The sequence below is a fragment of the Streptomyces sp. YJ-C3 genome, from assembly GCF_053891275.1.
The window spans coordinates 1,147,506-1,171,929 of sequence record NZ_CM132685.1 but is presented as its reverse complement, the minus strand read 5'-3'; the positions used below and the strand labels follow the sequence as shown (position 1 = coordinate 1,171,929).

General features: G+C 69.7%; 25 protein-coding genes. 8 read left to right on the top strand and 17 right to left on the bottom strand.

The genetic code is table 11. The annotated features are described in order from the left end of the window. Window positions 1-43 precede the first annotated feature (43 nt). Window positions 44-1,003 (bottom strand): LLM class flavin-dependent oxidoreductase, encoded by a 960-nt coding sequence (locus ACVHNB_RS05200; RefSeq protein WP_428952591.1) that lies wholly within the window; start codon window positions 1,001-1,003, stop codon window positions 44-46. A 370-nt stretch (window positions 1,004-1,373) separates the two neighbouring features. Here ACVHNB_RS05200 and ACVHNB_RS05195 point away from each other — a divergent pair, with 370 nt between their 5' ends. The 3 genes from ACVHNB_RS05195 to ACVHNB_RS05185 all read left to right on the top strand — a co-directional run bounded on the left by ACVHNB_RS05195 (window position 1,374) and on the right by ACVHNB_RS05185 (window position 3,580). Further along, complete coding sequence (locus ACVHNB_RS05195) at window positions 1,374-2,363, top strand: glycosyltransferase (protein WP_456227509.1); 990 nt, start codon at window positions 1,374-1,376, stop codon at window positions 2,361-2,363. A gap of 101 nt (window positions 2,364-2,464) precedes the next feature. Then, window positions 2,465-3,034 carry a peroxiredoxin gene (locus ACVHNB_RS05190; protein ID WP_428952593.1) on the top strand — a complete coding sequence of 190 codons (570 nt, stop codon included), beginning with the start codon at window positions 2,465-2,467 and terminating at the stop codon, window positions 3,032-3,034. A gap of 15 nt (window positions 3,035-3,049) precedes the next feature. Further along, window positions 3,050-3,580, top strand: a complete 531-nt coding sequence (locus tag ACVHNB_RS05185) for an alkyl hydroperoxide reductase (protein ID WP_428952594.1) — start codon at window positions 3,050-3,052, stop codon at window positions 3,578-3,580. Between the two features lie 79 nt (window positions 3,581-3,659). Here the strand turns inward: ACVHNB_RS05185 and ACVHNB_RS05180 are convergent, their stop codons facing one another. From ACVHNB_RS05180 to ACVHNB_RS05165, 4 genes are all read right to left on the bottom strand, one after another. Then, window positions 3,660-5,105, bottom strand: a complete 1,446-nt coding sequence (locus ACVHNB_RS05180) for an AI-2E family transporter (RefSeq protein WP_456227508.1) — start codon at window positions 5,103-5,105, stop codon at window positions 3,660-3,662. Window positions 5,106-5,229: 124 nt separating this feature from the next. Next, the gene (locus tag ACVHNB_RS05175) at window positions 5,230-5,940 is read right to left on the bottom strand and encodes an aggregation-promoting factor C-terminal-like domain-containing protein (RefSeq protein WP_456227507.1); all 711 of its coding nucleotides are present in this window, start codon (window positions 5,938-5,940) and stop codon (window positions 5,230-5,232) included. 416 nt (window positions 5,941-6,356) lie between these two features. Beyond that, window positions 6,357-7,679: a PhoH family protein gene (locus ACVHNB_RS05170; RefSeq protein ID WP_428952597.1), complete on the bottom strand. Its 1,323-nt coding sequence runs from the start codon at window positions 7,677-7,679 to the stop codon at window positions 6,357-6,359. 325 nt (window positions 7,680-8,004) lie between these two features. Next, window positions 8,005-8,778, bottom strand: a complete 774-nt coding sequence (locus tag ACVHNB_RS05165; protein WP_428952598.1) for an isoprenyl transferase — start codon at window positions 8,776-8,778, stop codon at window positions 8,005-8,007. 109 nt (window positions 8,779-8,887) lie between these two features. On the opposite strand from ACVHNB_RS05165, the gene mgrA reads away from it, so the two are divergent. After that, entirely contained in the window at window positions 8,888-9,925 is a 1,038-nt protein-coding gene (gene mgrA, locus ACVHNB_RS05160; RefSeq protein ID WP_428952599.1) for an L-glyceraldehyde 3-phosphate reductase, read from the top strand. Window positions 9,926-10,534: 609 nt separating this feature from the next. Here the strand turns inward: mgrA and ACVHNB_RS05155 are convergent. Then, window positions 10,535-11,383 carry a class I SAM-dependent methyltransferase gene (locus tag ACVHNB_RS05155; protein ID WP_456227506.1) on the bottom strand — a complete coding sequence of 283 codons (849 nt, stop codon included), beginning with the start codon at window positions 11,381-11,383 and terminating at the stop codon, window positions 10,535-10,537. Window positions 11,384-11,601: 218 nt separating this feature from the next. Between ACVHNB_RS05155 and ACVHNB_RS05150 the strand changes: the two genes are divergently transcribed. From ACVHNB_RS05150 to ACVHNB_RS05135, 4 genes are all read left to right on the top strand, one after another. Continuing rightward, the gene (locus ACVHNB_RS05150; protein ID WP_428952601.1) at window positions 11,602-12,906 is read left to right on the top strand and encodes a cytochrome P450; all 1,305 of its coding nucleotides are present in this window, start codon (window positions 11,602-11,604) and stop codon (window positions 12,904-12,906) included. A gap of 102 nt (window positions 12,907-13,008) precedes the next feature. Continuing rightward, entirely contained in the window at window positions 13,009-14,706 is a 1,698-nt protein-coding gene (locus ACVHNB_RS05145) for a serine/threonine-protein kinase (protein WP_456227505.1), read from the top strand. A 35-nt stretch (window positions 14,707-14,741) separates the two neighbouring features. Beyond that, complete coding sequence (locus tag ACVHNB_RS05140; RefSeq protein WP_428952603.1) at window positions 14,742-15,122, top strand: hypothetical protein; 381 nt, start codon at window positions 14,742-14,744, stop codon at window positions 15,120-15,122. Further along, the gene (locus ACVHNB_RS05135) at window positions 15,119-15,652 is read left to right on the top strand and encodes a hypothetical protein (RefSeq protein WP_456227504.1); all 534 of its coding nucleotides are present in this window, start codon (window positions 15,119-15,121) and stop codon (window positions 15,650-15,652) included. The genes ACVHNB_RS05140 and ACVHNB_RS05135 overlap by 4 nt, the downstream gene beginning before the upstream one ends. Before the next feature lie 273 nt (window positions 15,653-15,925). On the opposite strand, the gene ACVHNB_RS05130 is transcribed toward ACVHNB_RS05135, so the two are convergent. From ACVHNB_RS05130 to ACVHNB_RS05080, 11 genes are all read right to left on the bottom strand, one after another. Further along, entirely contained in the window at window positions 15,926-16,150 is a 225-nt protein-coding gene (locus ACVHNB_RS05130) for a DUF397 domain-containing protein (RefSeq protein WP_428952605.1), read from the bottom strand. Then, window positions 16,147-16,335, bottom strand: coding sequence for a DUF397 domain-containing protein (locus ACVHNB_RS05125; protein ID WP_428952606.1), 189 nt, complete (start codon window positions 16,333-16,335; stop codon window positions 16,147-16,149). The genes ACVHNB_RS05130 and ACVHNB_RS05125 overlap by 4 nt, the downstream gene beginning before the upstream one ends. A 350-nt stretch (window positions 16,336-16,685) precedes the next feature. Further along, window positions 16,686-17,315 carry an OmpA family protein gene (locus ACVHNB_RS05120; protein ID WP_428952607.1) on the bottom strand — a complete coding sequence of 210 codons (630 nt, stop codon included), beginning with the start codon at window positions 17,313-17,315 and terminating at the stop codon, window positions 16,686-16,688. Next, complete coding sequence (locus ACVHNB_RS05115) at window positions 17,312-17,908, bottom strand: hypothetical protein (RefSeq protein ID WP_456227503.1); 597 nt, start codon at window positions 17,906-17,908, stop codon at window positions 17,312-17,314. Before ACVHNB_RS05115 ends, ACVHNB_RS05120 begins: the two co-directional genes overlap by 4 nt. Window positions 17,909-17,940: 32 nt before the next feature. Beyond that, a complete protein-coding gene (locus ACVHNB_RS05110; protein ID WP_456227502.1) occupies window positions 17,941-18,492 on the bottom strand; it encodes a pilus assembly protein TadG-related protein in 552 nt (183 codons plus the stop codon). A gap of 53 nt (window positions 18,493-18,545) precedes the next feature. Next, on the bottom strand, window positions 18,546-18,764 hold the full coding sequence (locus ACVHNB_RS05105) for a hypothetical protein (RefSeq protein WP_456227501.1): 219 nt from the start codon (window positions 18,762-18,764) through the stop codon (window positions 18,546-18,548). Between the two features lie 246 nt (window positions 18,765-19,010). After that, window positions 19,011-19,913 (bottom strand): DUF5936 domain-containing protein, encoded by a 903-nt coding sequence (locus tag ACVHNB_RS05100; RefSeq protein WP_456227500.1) that lies wholly within the window; start codon window positions 19,911-19,913, stop codon window positions 19,011-19,013. A gap of 3 nt (window positions 19,914-19,916) precedes the next feature. Continuing rightward, window positions 19,917-20,867: a type II secretion system F family protein gene (locus tag ACVHNB_RS05095; protein ID WP_428952611.1), complete on the bottom strand. Its 951-nt coding sequence runs from the start codon at window positions 20,865-20,867 to the stop codon at window positions 19,917-19,919. Window positions 20,868-20,901: 34 nt separating this feature from the next. After that, window positions 20,902-22,275: a CpaF family protein gene (locus tag ACVHNB_RS05090; protein WP_428952612.1), complete on the bottom strand. Its 1,374-nt coding sequence runs from the start codon at window positions 22,273-22,275 to the stop codon at window positions 20,902-20,904. A gap of 7 nt (window positions 22,276-22,282) precedes the next feature. Next, window positions 22,283-22,609 (bottom strand): TadE/TadG family type IV pilus assembly protein, encoded by a 327-nt coding sequence (locus ACVHNB_RS05085; RefSeq protein ID WP_428952613.1) that lies wholly within the window; start codon window positions 22,607-22,609, stop codon window positions 22,283-22,285. A gap of 146 nt (window positions 22,610-22,755) precedes the next feature. Further along, complete coding sequence (locus tag ACVHNB_RS05080; RefSeq protein WP_456227499.1) at window positions 22,756-24,345, bottom strand: AAA family ATPase; 1,590 nt, start codon at window positions 24,343-24,345, stop codon at window positions 22,756-22,758. Window positions 24,346-24,424 lie beyond the last annotated feature (79 nt).

Genomic DNA, 24,424 nt, shown 5'->3' with positions numbered 1-24,424 from the left:
GCCAGAGAAAGCCGATTCCGGCTCACCTTTTCCACCTTCCCCGTCATGCGAGTGCACCCAGAATTGTCTTGAGGTCGCTCATGGCAGCTTTCGGGCCGTACACGTTGCACACGCCCGTAAGATTCAGAATGATTTCGTCGACACCGGCCTTGCGATACTCCGAAAGCCTGTCCGCGATCTGACCGATGTCGCCGTGCACAAATGCTCCACCGTCGATCATTCGGCGAGCCGCATCCGGCAGTTCGAGGCCGGAGATGTCGATTCCGGCTTTTTTGAGCATGTCGATGTAGTGCGGTGCCTGCATATGTGCCGCATTGCTGGCGATCACCATGTCCGTGGGCGCCCTGTCCGGCCGGTCGAGCGCTACGGGCACGATCGCCGAGAGCCGCGGTGTCGCCCGGTCGCCGGTGGCCGCGCCGTCGCGCATCGCGGGCAACACGGTGTGCTCCAGATACGACGCCGGGGTCAGCCAGGTGATCGAGACGTCCGCGATCTCTCCGGCCAGTCGCGCCATACCCGGTCGCAGCACTCCGAGTCCGAGATCGATCGGCGGCGCGACAGCCGGCCCCATCCGTGCACGGCAGGAGAAGTACTCGCCCCGGACATCGACCTCGGCACCGTCGAGCAGTCCGCGCACGATGGTCAGGTACTCCCGCACCGCCGTCAGCGGGCTTCGGTAGGGGGCGCCCATCAGGCTGGTCTGGAAGGACCGGCCCGCCGGGCCGAATCCGGCCACCACCGACTCCCCCGTGGCCAGGGCGAGAGAGCGCACTTGGTGGGCCGCCTCGTACGGATGCCGCAGCGGCATCAGCGTGACCCCGAGTCCGGTCGGCACCCGGAAGCCGGCGCCGGCCGCGGAGGCGAAGCCCTGGAACGGCTCCACCAGCATGGCCTGCCCTTGCCACAGCCGACGCGCCCCGGTCCACTCCACCAGCGCGGCGTATTGCAGCAACTGCTCCGGCCTACGCGGCAGGAACGGCATGAGCACCGAGTACTCGGTCATGTCCCCCCGACCTTCTGAATGCCGCGCACCAGAATTCTGTATGCGCGGAACATTTCGATCCGTGCCGTGACCGGCATCCCCCTGCGCCGACCGGCAAGAAGAAATCTATGGCTCGACACACACGGAATCCCCGTTCCCGGGGCCGGTTTCTTCCCCTACCAGGGGATGGGGTTACCCCTACTTCCGATGGGGCCCGATCGCCCGGTTCCTCGGACGTGGCCAAAAACTCGGGCACAGGCATACCCTCACGCCAAGAACGGCACCGTTTCAGGTCGCCAAATCTCTCAAGTCTCCCGGCCCACTGCGGAAAGGTCCGCCCATGCCTCGTGTCTCGGTCGTCTGCCCCACGTACAACAGAGGTCCGGCGATCGTGCCCACACTGGAGTCCGTACAGGCACAGTCGGTCGACGACTGGGAGATGATCGTGATCTCCGACGGCAGCGACGACGACACCGACGACGTGGTGCGGACGGCCGCCCGCCACGATCCCCGCATCCGTTTTCTGCGCGCGAACCGCCATGGCCACCCCAGCGGCCCACGCAACCTCGCCCTGGAGCACGCCCGCGGAGAGATCGTCGCCTACGTGGATCATGACGACACGTGGTTTCCCGAACACCTGGCCGTACTGCTGACCGCCTTCGACAAGGGTGCGGAGGCGGTGGCCACCGGAAACGTCACTGTCGATCGCGACGGCGCACGCACAGCCGCCTCGACCTCCCTGGACATGTGCTGGCACCCTGAATTCCAGCTCTTCGCCCCACTGTTCGAGCCGTCGCGGGTGGCTCACCGACGCGGCCTCGTCGAGCGGGTGGGCGGCTGGCGTCCCGGGGTGGGGCTGGAGGACTGGGATCTGTGGCTCCGGCTGACGGATGCCGGAACCCGCTTCACTACGGTCACGGACCGTACGGCCGCGCTCCTCGACGACACGGGAACGCGCCGTCACCGCACGTCCCGCCCGCACCGCCTGCCACTCGTCGTCCTCGACGACCCCCGCGCGGCGCGTCGTCTGCTGGACTTGGTCCGGGAACCGCCCAGGGACGAGGCACTTCGGGATGCTTGTGCGCGCGACCTGCAACGATGGTTTGGACGCGCCTCCTCCACACCAGAGTTCGTACGCCCCGTCGGCTGGCATGGCGACTTCGAGCCGGAGATTCGGCGCACCGTACTCGGCCTCGACCCGCTCTGGCCCGACCTCGTGGTCGCGCCCCACCAAGGCGGCTACGCGCTCGCTCAGCGCCTGTGGTGTGCCACACGAGAACACGCTGCCCGCATAGGCGAGTTGATACAGCAGACGTATCAGGACCAGCTTGCGCTACTGGCGGCATGGGGAAGAAGTGCCGGTGGCCCAGCCCTCGACTGATCGCCATCACCTATCAGAGTCACCGGAATGATCGATTTCCCTGCATGATCCACGATGTGGCAGGGTTCTTTTCGTCCAACCCAGCACCATCGGAGGCTTTTGTGCTTTCTGTCGGAGATCAGTTCCCCGAGTTCGACCTTCAGGCTTGCGTCTCGCTCGAGAAGGGCAAGGAGTTCGAGCGGATCGATGCGGAATGGCTGAAGAAGAACCGCGAAGACAAGGGTTGGCTTGTCGTCTTCGCGTGGCCCAAGGACTTCACCTTCGTGTGCCCCACCGAGATCGCCGCCTTCGGCAAGCTGAACGAGGAGTTCGCCGACCGCGACGCGCAGGTCCTCGGCTTCTCCGGTGACTCCGAGTTCGTGCACCACGCCTGGCGCAAGGACCACCCGGACCTGACGGACCTGCCCTTCCCGATGCTGGCCGACTCGAAGCACGAGCTCATGCGTGACCTCGGCATCGAGGGCGAGGACGGCTTCGCGCAGCGCGCCGTCTTCATCGTCGACCAGAACAACGAGATCCAGTTCACGATGGTGACCGCCGGTTCCGTCGGCCGTAACCCCAAGGAGGTCCTCCGGGTCCTCGACGCGCTGCAGACGGACGAGCTGTGCCCGTGCAACTGGAGCAAGGGCGACGAGACCCTGGACCCGGTCGCGCTGCTCTCCGGCGAGTGAACGGAGCTTTCTGACATGGCACTTGACGAACTGAAGTCCGCCATACCGGACTACGCCAAGGACCTGAAGCTCAACCTGGGCTCGGTCATCGGCAACTCGGACCTGCCGCCGCAGCAGCTGTGGGGCACGGTCCTGGCGTGCGCCATCGCCTCCCGCTCGCCGCGCGTCCTGCGCGAGCTGGCGCCCGAGGCCGAGGCGAACCTGTCGCCCGAGGCGTACAAGGCCGCCAAGTCGGCCGCCGCCATCATGTCGATGAACAACGTCTTCTACCGCACCCGCCACCTGCTCTCGGACTCCGAGTACGGGACGCTGCGCGCGGGCCTGCGGATGAACGTCATCGGCAACCCGGGGGTCGACAAGGTCGACTTCGAGCTGTGGTCGTTCGCGGTCTCCGCGATCAACGGCTGCGGCATGTGCCTCGACTCGCACGAGCAGGTGCTCCGCAAGGCCGGGGTCGACCGCGAGGTCGTCCAGGAGGCGTTCAAGATCGCTTCGGTGATCCAGGCGGTGGCCGTCACGGTCGACGCCGAGGATGTCCTGGCGTAAGCCGCACACAAAGGTCTGGCCCCGTCGCTTTCGCGGCGGGGCCAGACTTTTGTGCTGTGGGGCCACGGGGCCCCGCTCCTCAGTCGCCGGAGGGGCTTGCGGAACCGGAGGGGTCGGACGGGCCGGAGGGGCTTGTGGAGCCTGACGCGCCGTCGGTGTGAGCCGGCGGTGCGCTCACCGGCGCAAGATCCATCGCGGTCGCGCCGTGCGGCGCCGGCGCCTGCCTGATCGCGGCTTCCCGGGACCAGGACCGCAGATAGACGACCACCGTGTTGGTCACGGCGACGAGCGGCACGGCCACCACCGCTCCCCCGATCCCCGACACCATCCCACCGGCGGCGACCGACAGCACGACCGCCAGGGGATGCACCCGCACCGCACGTCCGAGGATGAACGGCTGCAGGATGTGGCCCTCGATCTGCTGCACGGCGAGGACGACCACCAGCACCATCACGGCGGTGAACACGCCCTGCGTCACCAGCGCCACGACCACGGCGAGCGCGCCCGAGACGACGGCGCCGACCAGCGGGATGAACGCGAACAGGAAGATGAAGACGGCCAGCGGCACCGCCATCGGCACCCCGAGGAAGAAGATGCCGAGGCCGATGAAGATGGCGTCGATCAGGGCGACTATCACCGTGCCGCGCACGTACGCCGTCAGCGTCCGCCACGCCCGCGGGCCCGCGCCCGCGATGCCCGGCCGGGCCTGCGCCGGGACGAGCTTGAGCGTCCACTCCCAGATGCGCCGGCCGTCGTAGAGCAGGAACAGCGTCGAGAACATCGCCAGCAGAATGCCGGTCAGCGCCTCGACGATGACGGTGACGCCCTCCAGACCCGCCGTCGTGAGCTCGTCCGTGTTGGCGCCGATGGCCTCGCGCAGCGACTTCGCGATGTCGTTGATCGTGTCCTCGGTGACGTGGAACGGGCTGTTGAGGAGCCATTTGCGCAGCTCGTCGATGCCGTCCTGCACCTGGTTGGAGAGGTTGTCGATGTTCTCCTGGACCTGCCAGACGACGAACCAGCCGACCAGCCCCATGATGACGAAGCCGAGGATGGCGGTGAGGGCCGTGGCGAGTCCGCGCGGGACGCCGCGGCGGCGCAGCCGTGCCACCGTCGGCTGCAGCAGCGCGGTGATGAGCAGCGCCGCGACGAACGCGAACACCACCAGCTGCACCGAGCTGATGACCCTTATCAGGATCCAGACCGTGCCGGCGAGCACGAGGAGGCGCCAGGCGGCCTCCGCGGCGACCCGCAGTCCCCACGGCACCGCCGTGGCCGGTTCGGGCCGGGCCGCTATGGCCGGCGCGTACCGCGGCGGCGCGGGCACGTGGTCCTGCGAGGGATCGTCGGCTGCCGGTTTGTCGGACACCGCCTCGGTCTCCGTGCGCCGCACGGCAGTTGGAGCGGGCGGGCCGGGCAGATCCCCGTCCGACCGCTCGGCCTCGGCGCGGCGCTCGTCCAGACGCTCGCCCACCTTGCTGATACCGGCGCCGACTCTGCCGAGCCAGCCTGGAACACGCGACATGATTCGTCCTTTTCCCCCGTGCGCTCTCACCACTCCCCCCGGAGTCCGTGGCTCCGACCGTACATGGACGGAGCCCCTCACCGTAGGACGGTGAGGGGCTCCGCAGGGTTGAGCGGTGTCCTGCTCAGTACCAGCTGTTGGCCTGCCAGAACGACCAGGCCTCGCACGGGCTGCCGTAGCGCCCGTTCATGTAGTTGAGGCCCCACTTGATCTGGGTGGCCGGGTTCGTCTGCCAGTCGGCGCCCGCCGAGGAGTACTTGGAGGCGGGCAGTGCCTGGAAGAGACCGTAGGCGCCGGAGGAGGCGTTGGTGGCCTTGTAGTTCCAGCTGGACTCGTGGTCCACGATGTTGCTGAAGCACTGGAACTGACCGGACGGCACCATCTGACGCGCCATCGCCTGGATCTGGCTGACCGAGTACGAGGCCTGCGTAGCGAAGCTGGAGGCGTCGCGGGTCGCGGAACGGCTGGCGGCCTTCTTGGCCTCCTCGCGCTCCTTGGCCTCCTGCTCGGCCTTCTCCTTCGCGGCCTGCGCGTCCTTCTGCTTGGCGACGGCGTCCTCGGCGGCCTGCTTGCGAGCCGCTTCCTCCGCACTCTTCTGCGCCGCGTTGTCGGCCGCGATGGCCTGCGTCTGTGCCTGCTGAGTCAGCGACGCGGTCTGAACCTGCGCCTGCTGACCGGCGGGTATGTCGGCGAGGAGGGTCGCGTCGCCGGCCGTTGCCTCAGCCTCGTTCGAGGGCTGAGCGGTGCTGCCCGAGGCAACACCCACGACGGCGCCGACAGTGGTGACCGCGGTGGCCGAGGCCACTGCGAATCCCCGGACCGAAATCCGGCTCACACGGTTTCCTTCCAGCATCGCCCGCTGGAGTGTGACCCTCGCGGACGCAATCGTGCCCCCAGCACTGGCCTCCCACCTGACGGGTCACGGGAGGCACGGGCCCGGTGGGCAACTCCCGTTCGGGAGCGCCGCGTGGTGCTCGGGCGGCATACGACGGTCTCTATGAAGTTCAGTTGCAGCCGAGGCTGCGGTGATGCCGTACCGCTGGGGGTACACAAGTGTCGTATGCGGGGCCTGACAGGACCGTGACTCTGCCGTATCGGGACGCCGCAAGGCAATTCTGTGCCGGGTGGCAAACGTCACACCCCGTTTGCCCCAGGGGTTTTCCGGAAACGCGCACGCGGCGAGGCGCCGCCCGGCTAAGCTCTCTGGCTTCTCCGGACGGCGCCAAATGGGACCAACTGGTGCTGTCTACCTCAGATCTGACCGTCCTCCAGCATTTCGGTCACCAGGGCCGCGATCTGCGACCGCTCCGAGCGGGTGAGCGTGACGTGCGCGAACAGCGGATGCCCCTTCAGCTTCTCGACGACCGCGACGACACCGTCGTAGCGCCCGACCCGAAGGTTGTCGCGCTGGGCGACGTCGTGAGTGAGGACCACACGCGAGTTCGCCCCGATACGGGACAGAACGGTCAACAGGACGTTCCGTTCCAGGGATTGGGCCTCGTCCACGATCACGAACGCGTCGTGCAGCGACCGGCCGCGGATGTGCGTGAGCGGCAGCACCTCCAGCATCCCGCGGGCCGTGACCTCCTCGATGACCTCGCGCGAGGTGACCGCCGAGAGGGTGTCGAAGACGGCCTGCGCCCACGGCCCCATCTTCTCGGCCTCGGTGCCCGGCAGATAGCCGAGCTCCTGCCCGCCGACCGCGTACAGCGGACGGAAGACCATCACCTTCTTGTGCTGGCGCCGCTCCAGCACGGCCTCCAGGCCCGCGCACAGGGCGAGCGCGGACTTGCCGGTGCCGGCCCGGCCGCCCATCGAGACGATGCCGATGTCCGGGTCGAGGAGCAGATCGAGCGCGATCCGCTGCTCGGCGCTGCGCCCCTTGAGGCCGAACGCCTCCCGGTCGCCGCGCACCAGCCGGACGTTGCCCTCGGGTGTGACGCGGCCGAGCGCCTTGCCGCGCTCGGAGTGGATCGTCAGACCCGTGTGCACGGGAAGGTCCGCGGCCTCGGGAACGTAGAGGCTGTCCTCCTCGAAGAGCAGGTCGACCTGCTCGGCGGGCAGCGTCAGTTCGGACATTCCGGTGAAACCGGAGTCCGTGATGGCGAGCTCGGCGCGGTACTCCTCGGCGAGGAGGCCGACCGAGGACGCCTTGATCCTGAGCGGCAGATCCTTCGACACGACCGTGACGTCGAACCCCTCGGCCTGCAGATTGCGCGCGACCGCGAGGATGCGGGAGTCGTTGTCCCCGAGGCGGTAGCCCGAGGGCAGGACGCTGGGGTCGGAGTGGTTGAGCTCGACGCGCAGCGTGCCGCCCAGTTCCCCGGTGGGGATCGGGGCGTCCAGACGCCCGAAGCGGATGCGGTAGTCGTCCAGCAGGCGCAGGGCCTGCCGGGCGAAGTACCCCAGCTCCGGATGCTGCCGTTTGGCCTCCAACTCCGTGACCACCACGACGGGAAGCACCACTTCGTGCTCGTCGAATCGGGTCATGGCGTTCGGATCGGCCAGCAGGACGCTGGTGTCGAGAACATAGGTGCGCCGGTCAGGCTTGTGGCGCTTGTTGCTGGTCACCACGGAAGGACGTACCCCCTCGGATGAGGTCGGGGAGCGACGGAGGGCTTGCTGGGCCGGGAGGGCGGGAGAGACTCACCGGTCTCCGGCCGCGCTGCACGGGCCGAGAGCCGGCCCTCCAAGTCGTCATCCGTACTCATCTGCGTACGGTCGTCCTGGTGCAAGGGGCCTCCCGGGCGGACGGCCCCGTGCCGTCCGCTGAGAACCGGCGTCCGTGGTTCGGACACCGACCTGGGAGGGTTATTCCCTCGAACACGCGCAGCCATGCCACGGCATAGGACGGCGCGTACGTTAACTCCTGATGACCTGCGTCCCCCGTGACGTGGGGTCAGCCCCCGTAACGCCGGTGCCGGGCCGCGTAGTCGCGCATCGCGCGCAGGAAGTCGACCTTGCGGAACGCGGGCCAGAAGACTTCACAGAAGTAGTACTCGGCGTGGGCCGTCTGCCAGAGCATGAAGCCCGACAGGCGCTGCTCGCCGCTGGTGCGGATGACGAGATCCGGGTCGGGCTGCGCCCTGGTGTAGAGGTGCTTGCCGATGAGGTCGATGTCGACGGTGTCGGCGACCTGCTCCAGCGACTGCCCCTGCTCCGCGGCGTCGAGCAGCATGGAGCGGACGGCGTCGGCGATCTCCTGGCGGCCGCCGTAGCCGATCGCGACGTTGACGACTATTCCGTCGACGTGCGCGGTGGCCTCCGAGGCCTCCTTGAGGACGGTCTGCAGGCCCGACGGCAGGATGTCGGTGGCGCCCACGTGGTGGACGCGCCAGCGGCCGTCCGCGGCGAGCGAGCGGACGGTGTCCTCGATGATGCCGAGCAGCGGGACCAGTTCCTCCTGGGGCCGGTCGAAGTTGTCCGTCGACAGCAGCCACAGCGTGACCACCTCGACGTCCGTCTCGCTGCACCAGCCGAGGAACTCCTCGATCTTGTCGGCGCCCGCCTGATGGCCCTGGGCGGTGGTGGATCCGGCAGCCTTGGCCCAGCGTCGGTTGCCATCCATGATGACCCCGATGTGCTTGGGCGCCCGGTCGTGGTCCAGGTGGCCTTCCACCCGGCGCGCGTACAGCCTGACCAGCAGGCCGCGCAGCCTCTCCCGCAGGTTCACGGTCTTTTTGCCCCTCCGTGCAGACGGCAGTCCCCGAGGGCGAAAGCCTACCCCCGTGAAACCAGGTGCCAGGTAGGGGGTGTCAGTGGACTGACGTAGCTTCGTACCCATGAACGACACCTCTCCTTACGTCGCCTCCGCGGACCGGTACGACTCCATGGAGTACCGCCGCACCGGCCGCAGCGGCCTGAAGCTGCCCGCGATCTCGCTGGGCCTGTGGCACAACTTCGGTGACGACCGCACCCTCGACTCCCAGCGCGCGATCCTGCGCCGCGCCTTCGACCTGGGCGTCACGCACTTCGACCTGGCGAACAACTACGGGCCGCCGGCCGGCTCCGCCGAGCTGAACTTCGGGAAGATGTTCGCGCAGGACTTCGCTCCGTACCGGGACGAGCTGGTCATCTCGACCAAGGCGGGCTACCTCATGCACCCCGGCCCGTACGGCGAGTGGGGCAGCCGCAAGTACCTGCTGTCGTCGCTCGACGCGTCCCTGAACCGGATGGGTCTCGACTACGTCGACATCTTCTACTCGCACCGCTTCGACCCGGAGACCCCGCTCGAGGAGACGATGGGCGCGCTCGCGTCGGCGGTGCAGCAGGGCAAGGCGCTGTACGTCGGCGTCTCCTCGTACACCAGCGAGCAGACGGCCGAGGCGGCGCGGATCCTCAAGGAGATGGGCGTTCCGGCCCTCATCCACCAGCCGTCCTACTCGATGATCAACCGCTGGACCGAGGACGACGGGCTGCTCGACACCCTGGAGGCGGCCGGCATGGGCTGCATCTCCTTCGTGCCGCTCGCGCAGGGCCTGCTGACGGGCAAGTACCTGAAGGGCATCCCGGAGGGCTCGCGGGCCACGCAGGGCAAGTCGCTCGACCCGGATCTGCTGAGCGAGGAGGTCGTGCGCCGGCTGAACGGGCTGAACGACATCGCGCAGCGCCGCGGCCAGTCCCTGGCGCAGCTCGCGCTGAGCTGGGTGCTGCGCGACGAGCGGATGACGTCGGCACTGATCGGCGCCTCCAGCGTGAAGCAGCTGGAGGAGAACGTGGCGGCGCTCGCCGCGGCGAAGCTGACGGACGAGGAGCTGACCGAAATCGATTCGTTCGCCGTCTCGACGCCCGGCACCAACATCTGGGCCGGCCGGAGCTGACCCGGCGCGGACGCCACGGGCCCCTGAGCGGGGCTTGTGGCGTCCTTTGTACGGACAAAAAAACGGGCCGGTCCGTGGGGGGGGAGACGGACCGGCCCGAGGGGGGGTTTCCACCATAACCCTTCGTAAGTGATGCTGCGTGCATCGGCGTGCCACAACTACTCTCCGCAGTCGTCCGGCGACGCGTGGAGGTAGCTTTCAGGCCGCTCCACAGAGGGCTCACAGGCGTCTTTGACACCGTATTCACTGGTGCGCCGCCGGGGGTTCGGCGTCCCCCTCCCGTGTCATGCACGCGGTTGACGCGCGTTCGGCCGGGCGGGGCACCGTCACGGATATGGCGCATTCGGGTCCTGTGCCGGCCGGCCGGGACTCCCGCGAGGGCAAGCGGCACCGCGCAGCCCCCTCCGCCGCGCGGTACCGCCGCGCAGCTTTGCTCACGCGAATTGCCGTTGGTCTGAACTTACGTGAGGTTTACGTGAGGATCGAGTGGGTCTCGATAACGATGCGGAATCGGTTGCCTCAGGTGACCGGCGGGAGGGCCCTCACCTCGCGGGATCGCGGCGTCCTGCCCGCTGCCGGGCCGCGGACGCCGTGATTCGCCGTAGCGCACTACGCGGCGGGCTTGCGGGCCTCGATCAGATGCCGGGTGCTGTGCGCCACGAACGGGCCGTCCCGCTCGATCCGCTCGTGCAGGGCGAGGAGTCGGGGGCGGTACGCCTCGACCGTGAAGCCGGGGACCATCCAGACGACCTTGCGCAGGAAGTGGACGACGGCGCCGATGTCGTGGAACTCGATCCGCAGCCGCTCCGCGCGCAGGTCGACAATCTCCAGGCCGGCGGCCTCGGCCTCCGCCTGCTCCGTGTACGGGTCGCGGGCCCGGCGGACCTGCTCCGGCTGCGGGCCCAGGAAGTACTCGACGACCTCGAACACGCTGCTGGGGCCGACGTGTTGGGCGAAGTACGTGCCGCCGGGGCGCAGTACGCGGGCGATCTCGGCGAAGTGGGCCTTGACCGGGTGGCGGCTGGTGACCAGGTCGAAGGCGGCGTCGGCGAAGGGCAGCGGGGCGTCCTCGGGGGACGCGACGACGACCACCCCGCGCGGGGCGAGGAGCCGGGTGGCCTTCGCGACGTTCGGCGGCCAGCCCTCGGTCGCGGCGATCAGCGGCGGCAGCTCCGGCGCCTGGTTCAGCACTTCGCCGCCGCCGGTCTGCAGATCGAGGGCGGCCTCGGCGCGGGCGAGGCGCTCCCCCATGGCGCGGGCGTACCCCCAGGACGGGCGCTGCTCGGTGGCCCGCCCCACGAACCAGGAGAAGTCCCAGCCCTCGGTGGGCGCGGCGACGGCCTCCGCGACGAGCTCGTCGAAGGAGCGGCCGGGTGATGCGGATGCGTGGGGGTGGGTCTGAGACTGGGGGTGGGGGTGTGCCTGGGGGTGTGCGTGGGGGTGCTCGTCCGAACTCATGGACCTCATGGTCGCAAGGACCGGGTTCCGGTTCATCTGTATTTGCCGGGGCGGCGGTGGGGGTGTCCCCAGGGCGGATCAGGGGGTCGGCCCCTCTTCCGCGGGACCCGGTGAACGCACGTACCCTTGGCGGACCCCCGCCACCGTCAGAACCACGGCCCCACACGTACCGCGTTTCCTACGCAGGCCCGTCCGTCCCACCGCCGAGATGCGAGCACATGTCCGTACGTTCCGCGATAGCGACCTGGCTGACCCGCCTCTACTTCTCCCGGCTGCGGAAGAAGGGGGGAAGCCTCGATCTGTCCGTGCTGGCGAAGCTGCCCGACGCCGCGCTGCTGCCGCTGCGCCGCGAGGGCGTCGACCCGGTTCCCGAGATCGGCGAGCTGCGCGAGCGTGAGCCCGTCAGCAGACTGCCGATCCCCGGCATGACGGTGTGGCTGGTGTCCGGCTACGACGAGGCGAAGGAAGTCCTCGGCGACGCCAAGGCCTTCAGCAACGACTTCCGCCATCTGGTCGGCGTGGGCGGCGCCGGGGCCGATCAGAATCCGGGCGGCCTCGGCTTCTGCGACCCGCCGGACCACACGCGGCTGCGCCGGCTCCTCACTCCCGAGTTCACGATGCGCCGCCTGTCGCGCCTCACGCCCCGCATCCACGCGATCGTCGAGGAGCAGCTCGCTCACCTGGAGAAGGCGGCGCAGGAGTCGGCCGACGGCACGGCCGACCTCGTCGAGCACTTCGCGATGCCGGTGCCGGCGCTGGTCATCTGCGAGTTGCTCGGTGTCCCGTACGAGGAACGCGACGCCTTCCAGCAGTTCTCCGTCGCCCGCTTCGACGTGCTGGGCGGCGCGGGCGCGTCCTTCGGCGCGGTGTCGCAGTCGCTCGACTACCTGCGCGGCGTCGTCGCCGAGCAGCGGCGCAACCCCGGCGAGGGCCTGCTCGGCATGCTGGTGCGCGAGCACGGCGACACCATCACGGACGAGGAACTGACCGGTCTCGCCGACGGTGTGCTCACCGGCGGGCTGGAGACCACCGCGAGCATGCTCGCGCTCGGCACCATGATCATGCTCCAGGACCGGGAGCACTTCGAGGCGCTGCGCGACGCGGAGGACCCGGCGACGGTCGCGGCCCCCTTCGTCGATGAGCTGCTGCGTCATCTCACGGTCGTGCAGACGGCGTTCCCGCGGTTCGCGCGCGAGGACACCGAGATCGGCGGTGTCCGGATATCCGGCGGCGACATCGTGATCGTCTCGCTGAGCGCGGCGGACCGGGATCCGCGCCTCGGCGACGACATGGACGCGTTCCTGCCCGCCCGTCCGCCGGCCTCGTCCCACCTGGCTTTCGGGTACGGGATCCACCGCTGCATCGGGGCGGAGCTCGGCAAGATGGAGCTGCGTGCGGCGTTCCCTCAACTGGTGCGCCGCTTCCCGGAGTTGAGGCTCGGGGTGACGCCGGCCGAGCTGGAGTTCCGGAAGCTGTCGATCGTGTACGGGGTGGACTCGCTGCCGGTCCGGCTGAAGGACTGACGGCCCCCACCCCCACCACGGCCCGCCTCTCCGTTGGCCCCGGCCGCACCGCGCCTTAGGCTTCTGCACTCAGGGGAGCAAGGGGATCAGGGGGCATAGGGGATGCACGAGGCGAGAGAGGTCTTCGAGCCGCTGGCGGCGGACGATCCGCGGACGGTGGCCGGGTACCGGCTCGCCGCGCGGCTCGGCGCGGGCGGCATGGGCCGGGTCTATCTGTCGCACACGCAGGGCGGCCGGCCGGTGGCGATCAAGGTCGTACGGCCGGAGCTCGCGGACAGCCCGGACTTCCGGCGCCGCTTCCGGCGGGAGATGGAGGCGGCGCGACGGGTGCGGGGCGCGTACACCGCCGAGTTGATCGACGGCGACGCGGACGGCGTGCCGCCCTGGCTCGCGACGCTGTACGTGCCGGGCCCCTCGCTCGCGGAGGCGGTGGCCCGGCGCGGGCCGCTGCCGGTGCCCGCGGTGCTGTGGCTGATGGCGGGGATCGCCGAGGCGCTGGGGGCCATCCACGACGCCGGGATCGTGCATCGTGACCTGAAGCCGTCGAACGTGCTGCTGGCGTCCGACGGGCCGCGCGTGATCGACTTCGGCATCTCCCTCGCCTCCGGCATCAGTTCGCACACCGTGACGGGCACGTCCATCGGCACCCCGCAGTTCATGGCTCCGGAACAGGCGGCCGCGGGCAGCGCGGGGGAGATCACGGCGGCGACCGATGTCTTCTCGCTCGGTCAGACGGCGGCGTTCGCCGCGCTCGGCGAACCGCTGTACGGGGACGGCCCCGCGGTCGGCGTCCTCTACCGGATCGTGCACGACAGGCCCGACCTGTCGCTCCTGCCCGAACAGCTCCGCCCGCTGATCGCCCGCTGCCTCGCCGCCGATCCCGCGGACCGGGCCTCCCTGTCGGAGATCGTGCAGTGGTGCCGCCGGGAACTCGGCCCGGACGCGGACGCGGGCGCCGGCCCCGCGGTCTGGCAGGAGGTCATGGGCCCGGCGGTGCCCGTCCCGCCGCCGGTCGCCGCGCCCAGCGTTCCGGCGTCCACACAGGCGTACGGCACCCAGCCGCTGTCGCCGTGGCGCGCGCCGGACATCCGGACGCCGTGGCCCACCCCCGCGCAGGTGCGGACACGAAGACGCCGCAACACGCTCATCGGGGTCGCGGGCGCCATGGCGGCGGTCCTGGTGCTGGGCGGGCTCGGGTGGAAGGTCTGGGACGCGCGGGGCGAGATCGGGGGGCGCGGTGCGGCCGGGGCGTCGCAGTCGTCGGGAGGCGGCGGGACCGGCTCGATGGACAAGTCGGGCACGTCGAGCACGGCGGACACCTCGGATACAGCGGGTACGGCATCCGGGACATCCAGCGGGTCCGGCACATCCAAAGACTCCGGCCCCGCCGCCAACGCGTCGTCGTCGCCGCAGGCCACCCCGTACCCCATGAAGCTGCTGAACGAGAAGAACTCCCTGAGCATCACGGACGGCGTCGAGCGCAAGGACCGCAAGGGAGACATCCGCTTCACCTGCGCCAAGGAGTTCAGCTGCGCGCTGGAGACCACCACCCGGGGCACGGTGATCGCCCCGGTGTACGGCAAACCGGGCGCCACCCTCGACGACTGCCGCGCCTGGCTCGTCGGCAAGGGCGCCGACACGCGCCTGCCGCTCGCCATCATCACGACCGGCAGCGAGATCTGCTTCAAGCATCCCGACGGCTACATCGGCCTGTTCGTGGTCGCGACGAAGTCGACGGCGCTCCCCAAGAGCGGGGCCAGTTTCCTGTCGGGGGCGTTGACGGTGTGGCGGGCGACGTAGGGCCGGCCGTCGGTGACATGACGAGGAGGGCCTTCATGCCCCACGCTCACGCACGCGTCCAGCAGGCATTGACGGGGTTCGACGATCTGGCCTGGTTCGGCGCGGCCGTACCGCGGCACCCTTTGCTGGGGCATCATCAAGTCCCGTTCGCCAAATGGCGCTTCAGAAATCCGCGGCAGGCGTGGACGGACAGCTTTACTTCGGCTGTCCGCGATGCGCCGACCCGCACCGCATGGACCTTCAGGGTCGCCCGGAACTGGATGATCGCGCCGACTCGTCTCGTCGAGGATTCGGGTCCTGCCGGAGAGCTCCTCAACGAAGCGGCAGTTGCCATCGCGCGAGACGACCAAGGCTTTTGCGCTGCCGCCCAGAACGACATGATCCGAATCATCGACGCACTCGGACAAGCTTCTTGAAGGGGGAGGACATCTCCGCACTCCCCTTGGAGCAGTTGGAGGCATACGCACAGCGCCCTGACGAACCGCGCCGGGACGACCAGACATGTGAAGCCGTAAGGGAGTTGGCCGCCACCCGGATGAGGCTCCCCGGGTCGGGCGAGTCGCTTCGGATGCGCTGGGCCGTACTGGCTCTTGCCGCGATTTCCAACAAGTCCGCTCCCTCGCCGGACGAGGCCCACAAGCGAGCCGCTGACGCCGCTTGGATCAGAGCAACGATGATCAGAGTCTTCGGCCCCGCTGCCCGTGATCCGCACCGCGACCCCGAAGGACTGTTCCGGGACGTCATCGAAAGCGCGCGTGCGCCCTATGCCGACGTATCAAGGATGACCACCGACTGGAAAACGCTGTCTCGGCCAGAGATCCTGCACCTGAGAAGAATCAAGAACACCCTGACCCCGCTCATAGGGCTGGAGGACTCGATCCCGGCCGGCACGCCTACGAGAAGGGAGGCAGAACTGTGGCTCTCCCTCGTTCCACGCCTGCCGTGAACGCTGGAGGACTGGGAGTCACTCCTCCAGAGGTGCCGACAAGTAACGGGGACGCCATCCCTTCACGGCGCGACAGCCCCCTCCACTGCGATTCTCGCGGCCACCGGAGGGAACGTCAGCCCCGCCGCCACCGCGTCGCTGCCGTGCTCGGAAGACCCGAATTCTGCTGTTCTCAATGGGCAACAGGGTTCTGCACGCTGTCACCGCCGAAGAGGACGAGTACTGGATCGTCGCCCACACATTCCGGTAAGCCCGGCACATCGACGGCCGCCGTCAGAGGTCCACCACGAAATGGTCGAACTCGCCTGCCTGCACTCCGAGCACGAAGGCGTCCCACTTCCTGCGAGTGGTGGTGACGATCATTGCCGGAGCCGAGGTGTCTCGGACATGCACCAAGTCATCTTCTCCGTAAGCGATTTCGATCCACGGGCCAGGCCCTTCGGCGCCGTCGGGGGCGGCTCGGGTCCAGGTGAGGTTCGTGGGAGTGGCGCTGCTCATCGGCGGTTGGTCTTGAGCGCGCTGAGGAGATGGAAGAGGGCCGTGGGGGTGGTGGCCATCTCGGTGCCCGGGTCGTCGCTTTCGCGGAGGTGGATCGATCCGTCGATCGTGGCGACCTCGACGCACGTGTTGCCGTCTCCGCCCCCGGAGAACGTCGACCTCTGCCAGCGGATGGGCTCTGTCATGCCGAGCGCCTCACAGTTCCTTCGCCAAGCGGTGAATGAAGTCCCGGGACGGTACGGGCTCCCCGTTCTACGGTTACCGCCAATAACTCCCCGACCGCTTTGGTGGTCCGCCGCCCTGCGTCCCGGACCCCGGCGTCGCTAACGTCGCGGCATGAGGCGACGTAAACGCATCGGGGCGAGGCGCATCACGGCCTTACGGCATGCCCGGGACAGGGCGGTACAGCGGCGGCGGGACGTGCGGGCCGGTGGGCGGCGCAAGCGGTTGGAACGGCGGGCCGAGCGGGTCCGGCCCTGGCTTCAGTTCCTCGCCGATCTCGCCTCGGTGCTGGTGAGACTGGTGAGTTAGCCGGTCAGTCGCTCTTCGGGAACGACACCTCTACTCGGCGGTTCTTCTTGCGGCCCTCTTCCGTGCCGTTGTCCGCGATCGGATAGTCCTCGCTGTAGCCGCGGACCTGGAACGTGAGGTTGCCGCCGTTCCCGCCCAGTGCCGACTGGAGCGCGTCGTGGACCGCTTCCGCGCGCTTCTTCGAGAGCGTCAGGCCGTGCGCGTACGAGCCCAGGTTGTCCGTGAAGCCGAACACCCTGACCGTCGCCGCCTTTTGGCTGGTGATCTCGACCGCGATCGCCTGGATGCGGACCTTGGCGTCGGGGTTCAGTTTCGCGCTGTCCTTGGGGAACAGGACCTCGGCCTGGAGGGCGAAGGTGATGTCCTCACTGGTGTCCGTGCGGCGCTCGTCGCCGGACATGTCCTCGACGACGGACTTGATGTCCAGGACCTTGGCGGGGGCGAGGGTCGCACCGTCGGCGAGCTTGAGGCCCGGGCTGTTGGCGTCCACCTCTGGCGGCGGAGACGTCGTCGTGCTGCCGGGTGGGGCGCCGGTGGGGTCGTCGTCGGCGTGCGCCGGGCCGGCGACCAGAACGATGGCGGCGACCGTGGTGAGCGCCGCGGTGGCGGTCAGATGTCGTCGGGGCATCGTCATTCGCCCTCTGTGATCTCGATCGACGCCGGGGGCATGGCGCCGACCTGGAAAGTGACCTTGGCCGTGCCTCCGGGCGGGGCCGGGAACTGGGCGTACCAGTCGGTCGACTGGCCGGCCGCCACCCCGCCGCCCTCGAACTTGGTGCAGAGGCAGCGGCCCTCCGTGTCCCGGAGTACCAGGTACTTCTTCTTGCCTGCCGGGTCAACCAGGAACGCTCCGGCAAGGGAAGCGCCGTTCTTGCGCAGTTCGCGCTCATCGGCTTGCCAGTCGGACGCACCCCAGAACTGGCCGCCGTTGTTCGTCACCTTGCCCGAGACGGTGACGAAGCCGCCTTGATCTCGCGCTGCCGACATCACGGACAACGTGACGTCACCGCCCTTGACCTCCGCGAGCGGCTCCCCCGAGGAGGATGGCTGCGTCTCCGGCTTGCTCGCTTCGCCCCCGCTGGCTTCGGCGCTGGACGAAGCGGTCGCCTTCTCCTCGCCCTTGCCGTCGCCGTCACCTCCGCAGCCGGCCGCGGAGAGGACCAGCCCAGTCGTGATCACCACCGCGGCCAGGGCCCGGCGGGTCGTCGTTGTGCACCGAAGGTTCATCGCTGCGCCTTCCCTCTCTCGTCGATCACTCGTCAGTCGGCCAGGTGGACGGAGAACAAGGCTGACGCATCGGGCAGGTCGTCCAGGGTGAAGTCTTCGGGGTCGATCTCGATTTCCTGCCCGTCGCAGGCTAGTTGGACGAGCTTCTCCGGATCAGCCTCCACGGGCACGTCACAGCGGGGCTCGATCACGGCGGTCGCGTGCGCCTTCGCCTTGTCGTTCTCCGTGCCGGGGATGATCGTGTCGCCAACGGTGTAGAGAGTTCGCACCTCGACCCAGTAACCCGGAGACCCGTTCACCTCTGTCGCGTCCGGCCCGCCCACGACTTCGGCGTCGTTCTCGGCGGCCAGCTGACCGGCGGCGGCGTCCACGTCAGCACCATCGACGTCCAGGCCGTCCAGCAGGTCCAGCCAGTCGTCTCCGCCCTCGATGGCCTGTCCCAGGTCATCCATCAGCTGATCGCGAGCAGACTGCGTGGCGGCCAACGCCGCAGCGTCCGCCGCCGATTGGGCACCATTGCGCGCCGAGGCCGCTTGCGCAAAGGCGAAGAAGGCGAACGCGGCGAAGAGCAGGATGGCGGTCATCCAGATGTAAAGGGGCAGCGTCGACCCACGATCGTCACGCAGTGCGGGGTGGATCAGCCGCCAGTCACGTCGGTGACGGCGTCCCGAATGGCACCGGAGATCATCCCGTCCAAGCCGATCTGGTCGATCAGCGTGAAGATCCCCGCGATCAGAATCATCAACCCCGCATACTCCACGAACCCGGCCCCAGAATCCCGCCGGGCCCCCCGAAGACGCTCCCCCAACGAACTCGTCCACGTCGTCCACGCCCCGAGCACTCGGTCCTTGATCACGGGATCCCCCTTCCTCCACGACAACCAAAACAACACACGCAACGTACGCGAACTGCGACCGTGTGCACTTGGTTTCGCCAATTTGGGGGCCGGGCTTGACCGTAAGTTGTCTGGGGGTTGCCCGGGTCGTCATCGGATGTCAGCTCCCCTCGTACGGGATCGGCGGCCCGCCAGGGCCAGGAATTCGCATTCGCCAACCTTTGCTCGAAGTCACTGTAGCCAGTCCGGTGTCAACATAGGAGTGCCTCAACGTCCCAATATTGAGCCGAAGTTGGTTCCGGAGCCGAGGAACATGCCCGTAGCGATCAGGATCATGGTCGCCGGAAGCATGAAGACCAGCGTCACCACCGTTGCCTTCGGGATGGTTTTCGCGGCGCGGCGGCGGGAGTTCTGGGCGTCCGTGCGGCGCATGTCCGTGGCCAGTTGGATCAGGGTGTCGGCGATGGGTGAGCCCAGCTCCTCGCCCTGCTGGAGTGCGGAGACGAACTGGGCGACCTGCTCGGACGCGTTGCGGCGGCGGAGTTCGTCGAAGGCCTGGCGGCGCGGGACGCCCATGTCCATCTGGCGGAGCGTGATGCGCAGTTCGTCGGCCCAGGGGCCCTCGTACTTCTCCGCGACCCGGTCCAGCGCCTGACGGAAACCGAGGCCCGCCGAGACGACGACCGCGAGCACGTCGAGGAAGTCGGGGAGGGTGCGGTCGATGACCTCTTTGCGTTCGCGTGTCGCCTGCCAGATCAGGGCGTCGGCGGCGAGCGCGCCGAAGGCCAGGGTCAGCAGTCCGAGCAGCGGCTGGCCGTTGGTGAGGAAGACCAGGCCCATGACGACGCCGAAGAGGCCGTAGACGGCGCGGCGTGCCGCGTAGCGGTCGATCGTGAGGCCGCCGGGGTTCCCCGCCATGTCGATCTTCCGGCGCTTGGCGTCCACGCGGCGCGGGCCCATCAGGCGCAGGACCAGCGGCGCGAACCGCATGCCGAGCCGGTCCACCGCCGAGCCCGCCGTGGAGACGCGGGTGGCGCCCACTTCGAGGGCGAGGGCCAGGTCGCTGGGGACCTTGGCCTCGGCGCGGTACATGCGGATGCCCGCGAAGAGACCGAAGACCGCCGCGCCGGCGAGGAGGGCGAGGAGCAGGCCCAGAAGAGGTGTCTGCATGGGTCAGACCTCGATCTTTCCCAGGCGGCGGATCACGAAGAACCCGATGGCGTACAGGCCGAGGGCGATCAGGATCAGGGTCTGGCCGAGGGGGGAGCCGGTGACGCGGGCCAGTGCGCCGTCGTTCGAGGAGTTGATCAGGAGCAGGGATCCCAGGCCGAGGAGCGGGACGGTGAACGCCGTCGCGTTCACCTCGGAGAGCATCGTGCGGATCTCGCGCCGGGTCTCCTTGCGGTCCTCCAGGGTCTGGGTCAGGTTCCGGAGCGAGGAGACGACGGTGCCGCCCGCCTTGTTGGCCAGGACCAGGGTGGTGACGAGGACGATCAGTTCGCGGGAGGGGAGGCGGGCCGCCAGTTCGTCCAGGGCGTCGTCGACCGAGCGGCCGAGTGCCAGCTGGTCGGCGACCCGGCTGAGTTCCTCGCCCGCCGGAGCCTCCAGCTCCTCCGCGGCCATCGCCAGGGACGTGCGCAGGGCCAGGCCCGCAGCCGTCGCGTTGGCCAGGAGGCGTGCCACGTCCGGGAGTTGGTTGATGAAGGCCTCGATGCGCTTCTGGCGCTGCCAGTTGAGGAAGATGACCGCGGCCCAGACCGCCACGGCGCCCGCGATCGGGCCGAAGAACGGGGCCAGCGTCGTCGCCGCCAGCAGCCACAGCGCGACGACGACCACGGCCACGTAGACCGTGAACTCGCCCGCCGTCAGGTCGAGGCCCGTCGCGGAGAGCCGCAGGTGGACGGCGCGGCCGAGGCGGGTGCGGCGCAGGCGCCGGTCGACCGTGGTGAAGCGGCGTGCCCGGCCGCCCGCCGGGCCGCCGGAGCCGCCGCCCGGGTAGTCGTCCAGGCGGTCGACGAGGGCCTGGCGCTGGGCGCGCCCGGAGGCGTGGATGTGCAGGCCCGCGATGGCGAGGACGCAGGTGAGGGCGGTGGCGCCGAGGGCGATGAGCGCGGGGGTCGTCATGCTGCGCCGCCCGCCCCGCGTGCGTCTGTCCTGGTCATCCCGTGGCCTCTCTCGTGTTCCGTATGTCGACGGCCTCGACGACCCCGAACGCCGGCGGGACCGCCTCCCCCGCCACATACAGCCGGTCCGCGAGACGCCGCGGCAACGGCAGGTGTTCGTAGTAGCCGTGGACGCGGCGCTGCTCCGGCTCCGCGGCGCCCGACACGTACGGCTGGGCGACGAAACGGGTCACCGTGGCGATGGTGAACTGTTCGCGGCCGTGCGAGACGAGCAGCGCGATCTCGCTGATCCGGCGGGAGCCGTCGGCGTGCCGGGTGAGCTGGACGAGGACGTCGACGGCCGAGTTGATCTGGTCGCGCAGGGCCTCGAAGGGAACGTCGACCTCGGACATGGAGCCGAGGGTCTGGAGGCGGGTGAGGGCGTCCTCGGCGGTGTTCGCGTGGACGGTCGCGAGGGAGCCGTCGTGGCCCGTGGACATGGCCTGGAGCATGTCGAGCGTCTCGCCGCCGCGGACCTCGCCGACGATGATGCGGTCGGGGCGCATGCGCAGGCTGTTGCGGACGAGGTCACGGATGGTGACCTGGCCCTTGCCCTCGACGTTCGGCGGCCGTGATTCGAGGCGGATGACGTGGTCCTGCTGGAGCTGGAGTTCCGCCGAGTCCTCGATCGTGATGATGCGCTCGTGGGGCGGGATGAGCGCCGAGAGGGCGTTGAGGAGCGTGGTCTTCCCGGAGCCCGTGCCGCCGCTGACGATGATGTTGAAGCGGGCCCGTACGCAGGCCGCGAGCAGCATCAGCATGTGCTCGTCGAGCGAACCGAGTTCGAGGAGTTCGGTGAGGCTGTACGCGCGCGGGAAGCGGCGGATGGTGAGGGTGGCACCGGTGAGCGCGAGGGGCGGGATGATCACGTTGACGCGTTCGCCGGTGGGCAGGCGGGCGTCGACCATGGGGTTGGACTCGTCGACGCGCCGGTTCACCGTGGAGACGATGCGCTCGATGGTCTGCATGAGCTGCTCGGGCGAGGCGAAGCGCATGGGGAGCTGCTCCACCCGTCCCGCGCGCTCCACGAAGATGGCGTCGGGGCCGTTCACCATGATCTCGGTGATGGAGGCGTCGGCGAGGAGCGGTTCGAGGATGCCGAGGCCGAGGGCCTCGTCGACGACGCGGCGGATCAGCTGGGTGCGCTCGGCGGAGGAGAGGACCGGGCCCTCGCGGCTGATGATGTGGCCGAGGACGCGCTCCAGGCGGACGCGGCGGTCCGCGGCCTGGAGCGAGGACATCTCCGCGAGGTCGATCTCCTCCAGGAGCTTGGCGCGGTAGACGGCGATCAGGCCCTCGTCGCGGTCCGGGGGCGTGCCGGGGCCCTCCGGGGTGCCGCGGGTGGCGACGACTCGGGATCGTAGGCTCATCCTCTGCTCAACTCCCGTCGTTCGTGCGGTCGTTGGGCATGGTGGCGTGACGCGTCAGGTCCCAGCCGTCGAAGAGCGGGATGATCGCCGGGACGCGGACCGTGACGGTGGCGGTGACGGTGTCGCCCGCGCCGATCTCGGCCGAGGGGTGGAGCCATCCGCTCGCCGACGCGGCGGCCGCCGTCTGACCCGTGCCCTGGTTCAGCGACTCGGCCCGCGCCGCCGCGCGCGCCGCGCTCCCCGCCTGGTTCGCCCCGTATCCGACGAGGCCGAGCTGGATCGCGGCCATGCCGATGATCAGGAGGAACGGGAGGAAGCCGGCGAACTCCAGCATGGAGACTCCGTCGTCTCCCCGCAGACGCCCTCTCGTCGTCGCGGGTCGATCTCCCGTGGGCGGTTGCCGTTTCGTCGTGGCTGGTCGCGCGGTTCCCCGCGCCCCTGCGGGTGCTGTTCTCCGCGGCCCCGCGCAACGCTTGCCCGTCACTGGGACGTGTCCTGCTCGGAGGCCGCGCCCGCCTCGCCCGTGACCGACCAGCCCGGGTTCACCCCGGGGAAGAAGAGCGGCACCTTCACCTCGACCGTGGCTTTCATGACCACGCCGTCGTCCGCACACCCGATCTGCGCCGCCTGCCACGCGGACGGCAGATGCGACGTGCCGGCCGCCTTGCAGGCCCCGGCGGCGTCCCCGTTCCCGGCGGCAGCCGAGGTCGCCGCCCGCGCCGCCTCGTCCGCCGCGTTCCCGGCCAGGGAGTACGTGTACCCGTACAGCACGCACTGCCACATCAGCGCCATCACGAGCAGTACGAGCGGGAACATCGCCGCGAACTCCAGCGTGACCGCGCCCTTGTCGCCGCGGCGGCGGGAGCGGCGGCCGGTGGTGTCGGGGGCGGGGGCGGCGACCAGGCCGAGTTCGCCGGCCAGGGCCCACAGGGCCTGCTTGACGGTCGAGCGGTTGTCGAGGTCCTGCATGCGGCCCGCGTCGACGGCCGCCTGCAGCTCCTTGTACGCGGCCGGGACGGTGGTGCGGAGCGTTTTCGTGCCGGTGACGCGCTCCACCAGAGTTGGCTGGATCTCGGCGGTGCGCGCCTGCCGGTTGACGACGGTGCGGGTCTCCTCGGCCTTGCGGATCTGGAGCCGGTCCCAGAGGCGGACCATGCGTTTGGCGGCGCGGACGGCCACGACGTCCGGGGTGACCAGCAGGACGGCCTGGTCGGCGAGTTCGACCGCCGCCGCGTTGGCCGCGCCCATCTGCGTACCGCAGTCGACGACCACGACCTCGTAGCGGGCGCGCAGGGCGTGCACGACCTGGCGGGCCACGCGGTCGGTGACCTCCTCGCCGCGCTCGCCGTCGGCGGGGGCGAGGAGCAGGTCGAGGCCGGTCTCGTGGGTGAAGACGGCGTCCTGGAGGACGCGCGGGGTGATGTCGCGGATCGCGGCGAGGTCGGCGACGGAGCGGCGGAACTGGACGTCGAGGTAGGACGCCACGTCGCCGGACTGGAGGTCGAGGTCGAGGAGGGCGACCGAGCGGCCCGAGGCGCGGGCGGCCAGGGCCAGCTGGACGGCGGCGAGGGTGGTGCCGACGCCGCCCTTGGCGCCGGTGACGGCCACGACGCGGCCGCCGCCGCCCGCCGGCATCAGCTCCGCGCCCGTACTGCCCGCGAGGTGGCGGCGCATGCCGGCGGACCAGGAGGCGGCGGCCTGGACGCGTTCGGCGAGGGCGTCGTAGCCGAGCGGGAACGCGACGATGCCGCGCGCTCCGCTGTCCATCGCGGCGGTGAGCAGGGCGGGGCTGGTGTCGGCGGTGGCGAGGACGACGCCGACGGCCGGGAAGCGCAGGACGAGGTCGCGGATGAGGTCCAGCGCGGGCACGGGCCCGATCCGCTCGTGGACGAGGACGACCTCGGGCAGTTCGTCGAGGGACTCGGCGGCGAGCCGCGCGAGGGTGTCGAGCAGGGCGGTGGAGTCCGCGACGGGCGGGGCCGGTTCGGTGTCGGGGAGCTGGGAGAGGAGGGTGACCAGGGCGCGGGCCGCCTCCGGGTCGCCCGCTGCGGGGAGGATCCTCGTGGTCATCGGCGGTGTCCCTTCAGGGGCGCGGACGCACAGGTCGCGTCGGTCCGCCCCGGACGCCGCTCCGCGGTCGCCGGCGGGG

Coding starts and splice junctions, on each gene's coding strand:
- ACVHNB_RS05155 (WP_456227506.1), bottom strand. CDS start 11,383: ATGAGTTCGGACGAGCACCCCCACGCACACCCCCAGGCACACCCCCAC.
- ACVHNB_RS05145 (WP_456227505.1), top strand. CDS start 13,009: ATGCACGAGGCGAGAGAGGTCTTCGAGCCGCTGGCGGCGGACGATCCG.
- ACVHNB_RS05180 (WP_456227508.1), bottom strand. CDS start 5,105: ATGTCGCGTGTTCCAGGCTGGCTCGGCAGAGTCGGCGCCGGTATCAGC.
- ACVHNB_RS05130 (WP_428952605.1), bottom strand. CDS start 16,150: ATGAGCAGCGCCACTCCCACGAACCTCACCTGGACCCGAGCCGCCCCC.
- mgrA (WP_428952599.1), top strand. CDS start 8,888: ATGAACGACACCTCTCCTTACGTCGCCTCCGCGGACCGGTACGACTCC.
- ACVHNB_RS05110 (WP_456227502.1), bottom strand. CDS start 18,492: ATGACCGCCATCCTGCTCTTCGCCGCGTTCGCCTTCTTCGCCTTTGCG.
- ACVHNB_RS05085 (WP_428952613.1), bottom strand. CDS start 22,609: ATGCTGGAGTTCGCCGGCTTCCTCCCGTTCCTCCTGATCATCGGCATG.
- ACVHNB_RS05150 (WP_428952601.1), top strand. CDS start 11,602: ATGTCCGTACGTTCCGCGATAGCGACCTGGCTGACCCGCCTCTACTTC.
- ACVHNB_RS05185 (WP_428952594.1), top strand. CDS start 3,050: ATGGCACTTGACGAACTGAAGTCCGCCATACCGGACTACGCCAAGGAC.
- ACVHNB_RS05090 (WP_428952612.1), bottom strand. CDS start 22,275: ATGAGCCTACGATCCCGAGTCGTCGCCACCCGCGGCACCCCGGAGGGC.
- ACVHNB_RS05200 (WP_428952591.1), bottom strand. CDS start 1,003: ATGACCGAGTACTCGGTGCTCATGCCGTTCCTGCCGCGTAGGCCGGAG.
- ACVHNB_RS05140 (WP_428952603.1), top strand. CDS start 14,742: ATGCCCCACGCTCACGCACGCGTCCAGCAGGCATTGACGGGGTTCGAC.
- ACVHNB_RS05125 (WP_428952606.1), bottom strand. CDS start 16,335: ATGACAGAGCCCATCCGCTGGCAGAGGTCGACGTTCTCCGGGGGCGGA.
- ACVHNB_RS05095 (WP_428952611.1), bottom strand. CDS start 20,867: ATGACGACCCCCGCGCTCATCGCCCTCGGCGCCACCGCCCTCACCTGC.
- ACVHNB_RS05120 (WP_428952607.1), bottom strand. CDS start 17,315: ATGACGATGCCCCGACGACATCTGACCGCCACCGCGGCGCTCACCACG.
- ACVHNB_RS05115 (WP_456227503.1), bottom strand. CDS start 17,908: ATGAACCTTCGGTGCACAACGACGACCCGCCGGGCCCTGGCCGCGGTG.
- ACVHNB_RS05100 (WP_456227500.1), bottom strand. CDS start 19,913: ATGCAGACACCTCTTCTGGGCCTGCTCCTCGCCCTCCTCGCCGGCGCG.
- ACVHNB_RS05080 (WP_456227499.1), bottom strand. CDS start 24,345: ATGACCACGAGGATCCTCCCCGCAGCGGGCGACCCGGAGGCGGCCCGC.